Annotated in this window: 9 protein-coding genes; 8 read left to right on the top strand and 1 reads right to left on the bottom strand. The window is 66.3% G+C overall.

What is annotated here, in order from left to right; all coding sequences use genetic code 11:
- Positions 1-36 precede the first annotated feature (36 nt).
- A complete protein-coding gene (murJ, locus tag ABIC16_RS05990) occupies positions 37-1602 on the top strand; it encodes a murein biosynthesis integral membrane protein MurJ (RefSeq protein WP_354290410.1) in 1566 nt (521 codons plus the stop codon).
- Between the two features lie 16 nt (positions 1603-1618).
- Entirely contained in the window at positions 1619-2620 is a 1002-nt protein-coding gene (gene trpS, locus ABIC16_RS05985; protein ID WP_277970628.1) for a tryptophan--tRNA ligase, read from the top strand.
- 42 nt (positions 2621-2662) lie between these two features.
- On the opposite strand, the gene ABIC16_RS05980 is transcribed toward trpS, so the two are convergent.
- On the bottom strand, positions 2663-3487 hold the full coding sequence (locus ABIC16_RS05980) for a class I mannose-6-phosphate isomerase (protein WP_354290409.1): 825 nt from the start codon (positions 3485-3487) through the stop codon (positions 2663-2665).
- Positions 3488-3657: 170 nt separating this feature from the next.
- Between ABIC16_RS05980 and ABIC16_RS05975 the strand changes: the two genes are divergently transcribed.
- From ABIC16_RS05975 to ABIC16_RS05950, 6 genes are all read left to right on the top strand, one after another.
- A complete protein-coding gene (locus ABIC16_RS05975; protein WP_354290408.1) occupies positions 3658-4599 on the top strand; it encodes an outer membrane protein assembly factor BamD in 942 nt (313 codons plus the stop codon).
- A gap of 82 nt (positions 4600-4681) precedes the next feature.
- A complete protein-coding gene (gene recN, locus ABIC16_RS05970) occupies positions 4682-6346 on the top strand; it encodes a DNA repair protein RecN (RefSeq protein ID WP_354290407.1) in 1665 nt (554 codons plus the stop codon).
- A 420-nt stretch (positions 6347-6766) separates the two neighbouring features.
- The gene (locus tag ABIC16_RS05965) at positions 6767-6973 is read left to right on the top strand and encodes a cold-shock protein (RefSeq protein WP_010164742.1); all 207 of its coding nucleotides are present in this window, start codon (positions 6767-6769) and stop codon (positions 6971-6973) included.
- Positions 6974-7080: 107 nt separating this feature from the next.
- Positions 7081-7278: a hypothetical protein gene (locus tag ABIC16_RS05960; RefSeq protein WP_277970624.1), complete on the top strand. Its 198-nt coding sequence runs from the start codon at positions 7081-7083 to the stop codon at positions 7276-7278.
- A gap of 37 nt (positions 7279-7315) precedes the next feature.
- Positions 7316-9466 carry an NAD-dependent DNA ligase LigA gene (gene ligA, locus ABIC16_RS05955; RefSeq protein ID WP_354290406.1) on the top strand — a complete coding sequence of 717 codons (2151 nt, stop codon included), beginning with the start codon at positions 7316-7318 and terminating at the stop codon, positions 9464-9466.
- A gap of 167 nt (positions 9467-9633) precedes the next feature.
- Positions 9634-12927: a TonB-dependent receptor gene (locus tag ABIC16_RS05950; RefSeq protein ID WP_354290405.1), complete on the top strand. Its 3294-nt coding sequence runs from the start codon at positions 9634-9636 to the stop codon at positions 12925-12927.
- Positions 12928-13070 lie beyond the last annotated feature (143 nt).

Below are 13070 nucleotides of genomic sequence, written 5' to 3'. Positions count from 1 at the left end.
GCGCGCACATTTGATCTTGGAAAGCGGCCCGACTCGATGAACCTTACCCGCGCGCTCGGATCGATCGGCAGCCTTACGCTTGCCAGCCGCATCCTCGGGCTCGTCCGCGATTCGCTGTTCGCGCGCTATGTCGGCGCCGGCTTCGCGTCGGACGCGTTCCTCGTCGCGTTCCGCCTGCCCAACCTGTTCCGCGCCTTGTTCGCGGAGGGTGCGTTTTCGGCAGCGTTCATCCCGATGTTCAACCAGAAGGTCGGCGACAAGACCGGAGACGGCCTCCCCACCGGCCTCGCCTTCGCGCGCGACGTACTGTCGGTGCTGCTGCCGATCCTGATCGTCATGACCGTCATCCTCGAACTCGCCGCCTGGCCGGTGACGTATCTGCTCTCCGGTGGCTTCAACGACGTCCGTTCGGACCAATTCGATTTCGCGGTGCTGCTGTCGCGGCTAACCATCCCCTATCTCATGCTCATCAGCGTCGTTTCGCTGCTCGGCGGAATCCTCAACTCGCTGCAGAAATTCTGGGTCAATGCGGCCGCACCGATCCTGCTCAACCTGACGCTGATCGCCGCGCTGCTGGTCTTCCATGCCAGCGATCCGGCGGGGACTGCGCGGAATCAGGCGGTCGCGGTGAGCGTGTCCGGGGTACTGCAACTCGGCTGGCTGGTCTGGGCGTGCCGTGCCAACGGCGTCCGGCTCGGGTTCAGCATGCCGCGATTGACCCCCGACGTCCGCAAGATGCTGTCGCTGATCCTCCCTGCCGCGGCGGGTGCGGGGGCGGTGCAGATCAACCTCGTCGTCTCGACCGCGCTGGCCGCCTCGCTGCTGCCGCACGGGTCGGTCACCTATATCTATCTGGCGGACCGCGTGAACCAGCTTCCGCTGGGCCTGATCGGGATCGGGCTGGGCACGGTGCTGCTCCCGCTGATCTCGCGCCAACTCGCCGCGGGCGAAGAGGCGACCGCGATGACGACGCAGAACCGCGGACTCGAACTCGCGTTGCTGCTCACCCTGCCCGCGACGGTCGCGCTGGTGCTGTGCGGCGCGCCGATCGTCGCCGCGCTGTTCGAGCATGGCAAATACGGCACGCTCGACACCCTCTATACGGCACAAGCGCTCGCCGCTTTCTCGATCGGCCTGCCGAGCTACATTCTGGTGAAGGTGCTGACCCCGGGCTTTTATGCACGGTCGGACACGAAGACGCCGGTCCGCTTCGCGACGATGTCGATGGGGGTCAACCTACTGCTCAACCTCGCGCTGATCATTCCGCTCAAACATATGGGGCCGCCGCTCGCGACCGCGCTGGCGTCGACCTTCAACGTCGTGCTGCTCTATCGCACCCTGCGCCAGCGCGGGCATTTCGAACCCGACGCCCGGCTCAAGCGCCGCGCGTGGCGGCTTGCGCTTGCGGCACTGGCGATGGGGCTGATCCTGTGGCTGCTGCAAGGGCTCCTCGCCCCCTATACGCACGGCACCTGGATGATCCGGACCGGCGCGATGGTCGTACTGGTCGCCGCGGGCGGGCTGGTCTATGCGATCATGACCTTCGTGCTCGGGGCGTTTACCCGGGACGATCTTTCCTTCCTGAAGCGCAAACGCGCCTGACGTAAGAGACCTGACCATGCGCGTCGTTTCCGGCATCCAGCCAACCGGCAATCTCCACCTCGGCAATTATCTCGGCGCGATCCGGCAATGGGTCGCGATGCAGGATGCGATCCCCGCGGGCGACGATTGCCTGTTCTTCCTCGCCGATCTCCACGCCTTGTCGCAGCCCGTGATCCCCGCGGAGCTCGACGCGAACACCACCGAAATGGCGGCGACGCTGCTCGCGTGCGGGATCGATCCGAAGCGGTCGATCCTGTTCAACCAAGCGCGCGTACCCGCGCACAGCGCACTCCACTGGATCCTCGGCGGCACCGCGCGGATGGGCTGGCTCAGCCGGATGACGCAGTGGAAGGACAAGGCGGGCAAGAAGGGCGAGACGCAGAGCGTCGGGCTGTTCACCTATCCGGTGCTGCAGGCCGCCGACGTCCTGCTGTATCAGGCAACGCACGTCCCCGTCGGCGAGGACCAGAAACAGCATCTCGAACTCGCGCGTGACATCGCGGTCAAGTTCAACACCGATTACGGCGACACCTTCGCACTCCCCGAACCGCTGATCTCCAAGGCCGCGCCGCGCATCATGAGCCTGCGCGACGCGAGCGCCAAGATGTCCAAGTCCGATCCGTCGGACGCATCGCGGATCAATCTGGTCGACAGCGACGATCTGATTTCCAGCAAGATCCGCAAGGCCAAGAGCGACGCGGACGCGCTCCCCGAAGCGGTGGCGGATCTGGCGGAGCGGGCCGAGGCGCGCAATCTCGTGACGATCTACGCGGCGCTGGAAGGCAGCACACCCGATGCGGTGCTGGCGCAATATGCCGGTCAGGGGTTCGGCGTCTTCAAGCCCGCGCTGGCGGACCTCGCGGTGGCGACGCTCGCGCCGATCCGCGATCGATTGACGGCGCTGCTCGAGGATCGCGCCGCGGTCGCCGCCGTGCTGGCGGACGGTGCGGCGCGCGCCACGACGCTGGCGGCACCGACCCTCGCCGCCGCGCAGCGCGCGGTCGGCTTGCAGGTCTGAGATCCGCCGCTTCGGGGAGTCCCCGAAGCGGCGGGCTCCAGATCAGATCCGCTTCGCGCCCGGATAGGCCAACGCCAGATCGCTGCCCGCATCCACGGTAAGGTCGCACCGGCCTTCCAGCGTCAGGCATTCGCCCGCCTTGAACGCGACGCCGTCGACGACGCCCGCGCCCGTCAGCGGAACCAGCCAGCCGGTCAGCCCAGCGGGCAAATCGATCGTGTGCGTGCCGCCAGCAAGGCGTTCGATCACGAACTTGGGCCCTTCCGCCAATACGATACGGTCGGTGCCGTCCTGCGGCGGAGTCGGCAGCGGTACGAACGGCACGGGGTCCGAAACCTTGACGCCCGCATCCAGATGCAGTTCGCGGTCGCTGCCGTAATCATACAGCCGATACGTCAGGTCGACGTTCTGCTGGATCTCGACCAGCGTGACGCCCGCACCGATCGCATGGACCGTGCCCGCTTCGGAATAGAAGAAGTCGCCCGCCTTGACCGGCTTCCAGTCGAGCAGATGCTCGATCGATCCGTCGAGCGACGAAGCCCGCAGCGCGTCCTTGGTCATCGGCTCGAGCGTCCCGAGCGCGATCGTCGAATCGGGCTCCGCCGCGAGGATGATCCACGCCTCGTCCTTGCCGCGCGGATAGCCTGCCGCCTGGGCGGCCGCGTCGTCGGGGTGGACTTGCACCGACAATTTCTCGCTCGTGAAAAGATATTTCACCAGGAGATCGGGTTCGCCTGCGTGCGGGGTCTGGAACCACACCTCGCCGACCTTTTCGCCGTCCGCGGGCGGATTGGCAAAACCGGGCCACAAGGTATGGCGACCCCATGGCTTTTCAACGCGTTTGGTGGCGAGCAAAGTAGCGGTCACGGGGGTGTTTCTCCTGGAGGGTCCAATGGCGCAAACGCGGCACTGGCGCGATGTGATCCGCGCCAGCACTGCAACGTTCAAGGGAAAAGCGCTAGCCGGAAGGGTGCGTACGGGAAAGCACGGTGAAAAGGATTGTTCGCGCCTCGACGGTTCGGCTAAGACCACCCCCGATGCGTACCCCCCATGCCCGCTCGCCCCTGTTTCGTGCCACAGCGCTCGCGCTGATTGCCGCCACCGCTTTCACCACCGCTGGCTGCGCGAAGCGTGGCAAGTCCGACATTCCGTATGTCGCGCGCGACGTGGGCACCTTGTACACGACCGCACGCCTGCGGCTCGACCAGGGCGACTATAAGATCGCGGCTGCGCTGTTCGACGAAGTCGAGCGGCAGCACCCCTATTCGGTCTGGGCGCGCCGCGCGCAGTTGATGAGCGCGTTCAGCTATTATCTCGCGCATGATTACACCGCCTCGATCCAGTCGGCGCAGCGCTTCTTGTCGGTGCATCCGGGCAACCGCGACGCGCCCTACGCCTATTACCTCGTCTCGCTCGGCTATTACGAGCAGATCAGCGACGTCACGCGCGACCAGAAGATCACGCAGCAAGCGCTCGATTCGCTCGGCGAACTGATGCGGCGCTATCCGAACAGCAAATATGCCGCCGATGCGCGGCTCAAGGTCGATCTCGTGCGTGATCACTTGGCGGGCAAGGAAATGGAGATTGGCCGGTTCTACGAACGGCGCGGTCTCTGGCTCGCGGCGAGCGGACGGTTCCGCCGCGTCGTCGACGATTATCAGACGACCACCCATGTCCCCGAAGCGCTGATGCGCTTGACCGAAACATCGCTCGCGCTCGGCGTGCCCGACGAAGCGCGCAAGGCGGCCGCAGTGCTTGGCGCCAACTATCCCGGCACGCCTTGGTATGCGCGCGCCTACAAGCTGTCGCAGGAATATCCGCCGGTCGCGGTCGCCGCGATCCAGCCCGGCCAGCAGATCGTACCGTTGACGAGCGCGCTGAGCATCCCGACCAAGTCGAAGGAGATCAACCGCGACACGCGCGCGGCGCCGGTGGGCGGATCGTCGACCAACCCGAACAACCCCAATCCGGTCCAATAAGCCGCGTGTCCCCGGTTCCGCCGGCGCCGGATGCAAAGAACAATTCCGGAACGGCGCAGGATAGTCTAGAGGCGACGGCACGATGCTGATTTCGCTGGCCATTCGCGACGTCGTCCTGATCGAAGCGCTCGACTTGCACTTCGTCGCGGGGCTGGGTGTGCTCACCGGGGAGACCGGCGCGGGCAAGTCAATCTTGCTGGACGCGCTGGGCCTCGCGCTCGGTGGTCGTGGCGAGGCGGGGCTCGTGCGCCAAGGCGCGACGCAGGCGGTCGTCACCGCGACCTTCGATACGCCCGCCCCCGAAGGGCCGATCGCCACACTGCTCGCCGAGAACGGCTTCGATACCGAACCCGGCGAACCGCTGATGATCCGCCGTATCGTCAAGGCGGACGGCGGCAGCCGCGCGTTCGTCAATGATCAGCCAGCATCGGCAGGACTATTGCGCGAAATGGCGCAGCATCTGGTCGAGATCCACGGCCAGCACGACGATCGCGGCCTGCTCAACGCGCGCGGGCACCGCGCCCTGCTCGACGCGTTCGGGCGAGTCGATACCAGTCCGGCGGCAGGCGCGTACAAGGCGTGGCGCGCCGCCGAGGGCGCACTGGCGACCGCGCATGCGACGATCGAAAGCGCCGCGCGCGACCGCGAATGGCTCGAACACAGCGTCGCCGAACTGCGCGCGCTGTCGCCAGAACCGGGCGAAGAGGAAACCCTCGCCGAGCGCCGCCGGTCGATGCAGCGCTCGGAAAAGATCGCCGCCGACCTTTCCGCGATCGAGCAATGGCTCGAAGGCTCCGACGGCGGTCTTGCCCAGCTCCGCCAGGCGGCCCGCGTGCTGGAACGCGTGGCGGAGGACCATGAGGCGCTGGCCGAAGCGCTCGCCGCAATCGATCGCGCGGTAATCGAGGGCGCGGTCGCCGAGGACCAGTTGCGCATTGCCAAGACCGATCTGTGGTTCGATCCGTCCGCGCTGGAAGATGACGAGACTCGCCTGTTCGAACTGCGCGGGATGGCGCGCAAACATCGCGTCCAGCCCGACGATCTGGCCGAGCTCGCCGCCGAGCTCGAGGCGAAGCTGGCCGCGCTCGACGCGGGGGAAGAAGGCATCGCCGCGCTAGAACGCAAGCTCGCGACCGCGCGCGCCGAGTTCGATCGCGCCGCCACCACCCTCACCAAGGCGCGGACCGCCGCCGCCGAACGGCTCGATGCTGCGGTGCGCGGCGAGCTTTCGCCACTCAAGCTCGACGCCGCGCGCTTCCGCACCGTGGTCGCGCCCGCGACCGCCGATGCGTGGTCGTCGGCGGGCAAGGACCGGGTCGAATTCGAGATTTCGACCAACCCCGGCGCGCCGTTCGCGCCGCTGGTCAAGATCGCCAGCGGCGGCGAATTGTCGCGCTTCATCCTCGCGCTCAAGGTCGCGCTGGCCGAACAGGGCAGCGCCGCGACGATGATCTTCGACGAGATCGACCGTGGCGTCGGCGGCGCGGTGGCGAGCGCGATCGGCGACCGGCTCGCGCGGCTCGCGGGCGGCACGCAGGTGTTGGTCGTCACGCACAGCCCGCAAGTCGCCGCGCGCGGGGCACAGCATCTGCTGATCGCCAAGCGGCATGACGGCGTGGTGACGCGCACCGGAGTGACCCCACTCGACGACACCGACCGCCGCGAGGAAATCGCGCGCATGCTGTCGGGTGCGGAGATCACGCCCGAGGCGCGCGCGCAGGCGGACCGGTTGCTGGAAAGCGTCTAGCGCAGCCGCAACGACGTCTTTCAGTTGCGCTCCCCCGGGGGATCGGCAGGAGCAGAAGCCGTACTCCAGGCGACCAATTGTGCGAAAGCCATGGTGGATCGCGGCCCCCCGCAATCATCGGTTGAGCAAATACCGCGACAACCCCGTAATAACCTGCTACACCACCCAAATCGCGCGACACCGCTCCCAAGCATCGCGCGGCTGAGAGACGTCCCGCGCTCCCGCTTGTCACACCGGACGTGGTCTCTGTTCTTCTCTCTTTCCCTTTCAGGTCAGCCTGTTCGCTGCGGTTTTTCCGCGCACGGCTGATCAAACGCCATCGGATGCGCCGGCCGGGGCCGGACGTCGCATTCGTCTTCGATCTCGGCCCCATCCGGAAGCTGCCCAATCGGGGCACCGTCCGGGCTTAAGGAATACGTTATGGCTATCGGCACAGTTAAGTTCTTCAACGCCGACAAGGGTTATGGTTTCATCGCGCCTGAGGGCGGCGGTGGTGATGCGTTCGTCCACATCAGCGCGGTTGAAGCCGCCGGTATGGCGACGCTCGATCGCGACCAGCGCGTTTCGTACGAGCTGGAAGAAGATCGTCGCGGCAAGGTCTCGGCTGTAAAGCTCGCCCAGGCCTGATCGGTTTACGATCCGGGGGTGTCGCCGTCATGGCGGCACCCTTGCTCGTCTCCCCCCGGCGAGCGCGTTTCTTTCATGCGTGGAGACCCCCTACGAACACGACCGCAATGTTCTATCGTGATCGCGCCGTTCAGGCCGAAACCGATGCAGCGTCCGCGACGCTGGACAATGTCCGCAGCCGCTGGCTTCGCGCAGCCAAAGCCTGGCACGAAATGGCCACCCGCGCCGAAAAGACCGCGGAACGCCGTTCGACCAACGAAGAGGCCAAGCACCTCGCCGAAATGGACGCCAGCGAAGACGATTAGCTTGATGTACGGCACGGCCCTCCGCTAGCGCAGGGCCATGCCCGCCACGCCTCCCCTCCCCGCGCTTCCCCAGACCGAAACCGACGCCGCTGCCGAACTCGCGCACCTCGCCGCTGAGATCGCCCGTCACAACACCCTCTATCACACGCAGGACGCGCCCGAACTCTCGGACGCCGACTATGATGCGCTGGTCCGCCGCAACACCGCGCTCGAAGCCGCCTTCCCGCAGCTGATCCGCAGCGACTCGCCCAATACGCAAGTCGGCGCCGCCCCCGCCGCGCATCTCGCCAAGGTCGCGCACGCGCGCGCGATGACCAGTCTCGACAATGCGTTCACGGATGAGGACGTCGCCGATTTCGTCGGGCGCGTCCGCCGCTTCCTCGCGCTTCCGGCCGATACGCCGGTCGATCTCACCGCCGAACCCAAGATCGACGGCCTGTCCTGCTCGCTCCGCTACGAAAAAGGCCAGCTCGTCCAGGCGCTGACGCGCGGCGATGGGCAGGTCGGCGAGGACGTTACCGCCAACGTCCGCCACATCCCGGACATCCCCGATACCCTGCCCAAAGGCGCGCCGGACGTCTTCGAAGTGCGCGGCGAAGTGTACATGGCGAAAGCCGATTTCGCCGCGCTCAACGCGCGCCTTCTCGCCGAGGCGGAGGCAACAGGGAAGGAAGCCCGCCAGTTCGCCAATCCCCGCAACGCCGCCGCCGGATCGCTCCGCCAGAAGGACGCCGCCGTCACCGCGACTCGCCCGTTGCGCTTCTTCGCCTGGGGCTGGGGCGAAACCAGCGCCCTCCCCGGCGATACGCAGGCGGACATCGTCGCGGCGATCCGCGGCTGGGGCTTCCCCATCGCCGAGGGCTTTGCGCACGCGACCACGACCGAGGCCGCGCTCGCGGTCTATCGCGGCATCGAACACGCCCGCGCCGACTTGCCGTTCGACATCGACGGCGTCGTCTACAAGCTCGACCGGCTCGACTGGCAGGCCCGCCTCGGCACCGTCGGCCGCACCCCGCGCTGGGCGATCGCGCACAAATTCCCCGCCGAGCGCGCCGAGACCACGCTGACCGCGATCGACATCCAGGTCGGGCGCACCGGCGCGCTCACCCCGGTGGCACGGCTAGCGCCCGTAACCGTCGGCGGAGTCGTCGTCACCAACGCGACGCTCCACAATGCCGACGAAATCGAGCGGCTCGGCGCGCGCGTCGGCGACCGCGTGGTGCTGCAACGCGCCGGCGACGTCATCCCGCAGATCGTCGAGGTCCTGACCCGCGACGAGGACCGCCCCGCCTTCGCCTTCCCGACCACCTGTCCCGAATGCGGCTCGCTCGCCGAACGCGGCGAGGGCGAAGTCGTCGTGCGCTGCACCGGCGGCCTGATCTGCCCCGCGCAGCGCGTCGAACGCTTGATCCACTTCGTCTCGCGCCACGCGTTCGACATCAGCGGCCTCGGGCTCGTCCGGATCGAGGAGTTCTTCCGCGACGGCTTGATCGCCTCCCCCGCCGACATCTTCCGCCTCCACACCCACCGCGCGGCACTGATCACGCGCGAGCGGATGTCCGAACTCGTCGTCGACAAGCTGATCGCCGCGATCGACCTGCGCCGCGAGATCGGGCTCGACCGGTTCCTCTTCGCGCTCGGCATCCGCCACGTCGGCGAAATCACCGCGCGTGACCTCGCGCGGCGCTATGTGTCGGCGCGCGGATTCGCGGCGATGGTGCGCAGCGCGCTCCGCGTCCGCCGCGCGACAAAGCCCGTCCTCGGTGAGACCGACGCCAAGTTCGTGCTCCGTCGCGGCAAGACGCTCGCCGCCGCGATCGAGACCGCGGGGATCGGCCCCGAAGTCGCCGACGCATTGCTCGAATTCTTCGCCGAACAGCACAATCGCGCGGTCGTCGCGGCATTGCTGCGCGAGGTAAAGCCGCTCGACGTCGTCCATGAGACCCGCGAATCCCCGGTGTCGGGCAAGACCATCGTGTTCACCGGCAGCCTCGAAACGATGAGTCGCGACGAAGCCAAGGCCCAGGCTGAGGCACTCGGCGCGCGTGTGGCGGGGTCGGTTTCGGCGAAGACGAATCTGGTGGTTGCGGGCCCGGGCGCAGGATCCAAGCTCAAGAAAGCGGCGGATCTCGGCATTTCGGTCATCGATGAAGCGGCTTGGGCGGAGATCGTTGCGCAGGCGATGTGATGCTATTTTGCAACGCACCATGAACGGATTGTCAGATACGCGATAAGTTCCATTGCGAGTGTCATCCAACCGAAATATTTCACGTGCAGTGGCTCGGGCAAGACGATGCGGACAGGGTCACAGGCCCACCGGGATCGCTGTTTCCGAGATCCTGTAGGGGGACCCCAATGCGACACAATCTGCTCCTTGGCGCGGCCGTAGCGGCGCTGATCATTCCTGCTGCCGCAAGTGCGCAGGAAACTACGTCGACCATTCGCGGCACCGTGACGGCCAGCGGCGCCCCGGTCGCCGGGGCAAAGGTGTCGATCACCAACAGCGCGACCGGCACGGTTCGGGATCTGACGACCGATGCGGCGGGCACGTTCAACGCGCCCGGCCTTCCGATCGGCGGTCCCTACACGGTCGGCGTGACGAGCGCCCAGGGCAACTCCGAGGTGACCGACGTCTTCACCGTCGCAGGCCAGCCCTTCCTCCTTCCGGTTGAAGTCGGCGCGTCCGAAGGTCCGGATATCGTCGTGACCGCCAGCCGTGTCCGCGGCGCCGGCACCACCGCGAGCGGCCCGACGACCGTGCTGACCGCCAACGACATTTCCAAGGTCGCTTCGGTCAACCGCGACATTCGCGATCTCATGCGCCGCGATCCCTTCGCAACGCTCGACACCAGCTCGACCAACGGCCGCCAGGTCACGTTCGCGGGCCAGAACCCGCGCTTCAACCGCTTCACCATCGACGGCGTTCCGATCACCGACAGCTTCGGCCTCAACCCCGACGCGCTGCCGTCGCGTCGTGGCCCCGTTCCGCTCGACTCGATCGGTCAGTTCGAAACCAAGGTCGCGCCGTACGACATCCGCGAAGGCTTCTTCCAGGGCGGCGTGATCAACGCGGTCCTGCGCTCGGGCACCAACAGCTTCCAGGGCACCGGTTTCTACACGCAAAGCAGCGACGGGCTGACGGGCAACCGCACGCGTCCGTATCTTACCAACACCACCGGCAAGATCACGCAGCCGAAGTTCAAGTCGGAAGATTACGGCGCAGAACTGTCGGGCCCGATCATCAAGGACAAGCTGTTCTTCATGATCGCCGGCGAGCGTGTCCGCGCCGCAGTGCCGCTGCCTTACGGTACGGTCGACGACAATGCCGGCCAGCCGGTCAACGGCCTGACGTCGGCAACGGTCAACAGCATCGTCGCCACCGCAAAGTCGCGCTATGGCTATGACGCCGGCGGGATCGTCCGGACCAACGGGGACAAGGATGATCGCCTGGTCGGCAAGCTGTCCGCCAACCTCTCGAACACGCAGCGTCTGACCGTCACCGGCATCTATACCAAGGATGCGCTGATCGTCCCGACCACCACCGCGACCAACGCGCTCAGCCTGGCGTCGAACGCCTACACCAAGCCGAACGAAGTCTATGCCGGCGTGGGTCAGCTGAACTCCGACTGGGGCAGCAATCTCTCGACCGAAGTCCGCGGCCTGTACAAGCGCTACACCAGCGGCCAGGTCCCGCTGACGGGTCGCTCCGCACAGTTCGCGGTCTGCACCGCGCCGACGTCGGATCGCTCGAACAACGGCACCTCCGTCTCTACGACCAATTCGACGACGTGCGCCTCGGGGGTCCCCCAGGTCCAGATCGGTGCCGGTGGCCCGAGCCAGACCAACATCCTGCGCGTCACCACCTATGGCGGGTCGTTCCTGGCCAACCTGCGCGCCGGCGATCACAACCTGCGCCTGCTGACCGAGTATCAGCACAATTCGACCTTCAACGCGTTCGTCAATCCGTCGGCCGGAACCTATTATTTCGACTCGATCGCGGACTTCAACGCGGGCAACGCGCAAAGCTTCAGCTACAATAACGCGCCTTCGCTCAACCCGAACGACGCCGCGGCGAACTTCAGCTACAGCACCTATACGTTCGGTCTGCAGGACGACTGGAAGGTCACCTCGAACCTGAACGTCTCGGCCGGCCTGCGCTACGACCTGTTCGGCTCCGACAGCCGCCCCACGGTCAACCCGGTCTTCTTCAGCCGCTACGGCTTCTCCAACGCGTCGTTCATCAGCGGCCGTGGCCTGTTCCAGCCGCGCTTCTCGTTCGATTACCGTCCGGTCCGCCACGTCAGCGTCCGTGGTGGCGTCGCCATCTTCGGTGCGGGTTCGCCCGACGTATATTCGGGCAACTCGTTCTCGAACACGGGCATCGCCAACGTCACGGTCAGCGCGCGGCAGACCGACGGCGGCATCTACCAGCTCAACAACGTCACCAACGCCTCGGGTGCGGCGATCCTGCGGAACGTCAACATCAACACCGTCCCGGCCGCCGCCAATACGGCGCTGCAGTCGGCAACGCAGAACAACCTCACCTCGATCAACGCCCTCGCGCCGAACTTCAAGCTGCCGTCGCAGCTGCGCAGCACGCTGTCGATCAACTATGACGGTCCGCTCGGGCCGCTCGGTGATGGCTGGAACTTCGGTGTCGATGGCCTCTACTCGAAGGTCCGCAACCAGGTGATCGTGACCGACATCCGGTCGGTGGCGAACGGCACGCTCACGCCGGACGGGCGCCCACGCTATTCGAGCGTGATCACGTCGAACCCGTCGGACACCAACGCGGATTACCTGCTGACCAACACCACCAAGGGTGTCGGCTATGTCGGCGTCATCCATGCGCGCAAGGACTTCGACTTCGGTCTCGGCATCGGCGGCAGCTACACCTATCAGTGGGTGAAGGACGCTGGCGGCCTGACCTCGTCGCAGGCGTCGTCGATCTACGGCAACGGCGCGGCCCTGGATCCGAACTTCGGCGCCTATGGCCATTCGAACGACGAAGTCCGCAGCTCGTTCAAGTATAACGTGTCGTTCGAGCACGCGTTCATCGGCGACTACAAGACGCGGCTCGACCTGTTCGGTGAAACGCGCAGCGGCTCGCCGTACAGCTACACCTTCCAGGACAACACGACGCGCAGCCAGGCGGGCAACGTGTTCGGCACGGTCAGCACCAACGCACGCTACCTGTTCTACGTGCCGACCGTGAACGACGCCAAGGTCGTCTATGCCAACGCCGCAACGCAAAGTGCGGTCGAAGCGCTGATCACGTCGACCGGCCTGAAGAACTATCGCGGCCAGATCGCGCCGCGCAACGGCTTCCGCTCGAAGTGGTTCACGAAGATCGATCTGCATCTCGAGCAGCAGATCCCGACCTTCATCGGCAAGTCGCGCGTCTCGGTGTTCGCGGATATCGAGAACGCGCTGAACCTGATCAATTCCGATTGGGGCCAGCAGCTGCGGGCGAACTTCCCTTACTCCAAGGCAGTCGTTCGCGTTTCGTGCATTGCTGGCGCCGCTGGTCCGTGCTCGCAATATCAGTACAGCAACTACGACCCCAACACGGTGGTCAACGACCAGCTCGTGACCGCGAACGGGTCTTCGCTCTACTCGGTCCGTCTCGGCGCACGGTTCAGCTTCTAAGCCGCGCTCCAACGCTTCCTAGACACCTGGCCGTCGTTCCCTTCGGGGAGCGGCGGCCATTTTTTGTCTTCGCCCTTCCCGCACGGGCGCGCGTTCTGGAAGACCGGCCGTCATCCTGAACGCGTTTCAGGATCCAGCCCTCC

It is taken from the genome of Sphingomonas sp. PvP055 (genome assembly GCF_040546365.1).
Taxonomy (GTDB): domain Bacteria; phylum Pseudomonadota; class Alphaproteobacteria; order Sphingomonadales; family Sphingomonadaceae; genus Sphingomonas; species Sphingomonas echinoides_A.
This window is presented reverse-complemented; position numbering and strand designations above follow the sequence as displayed.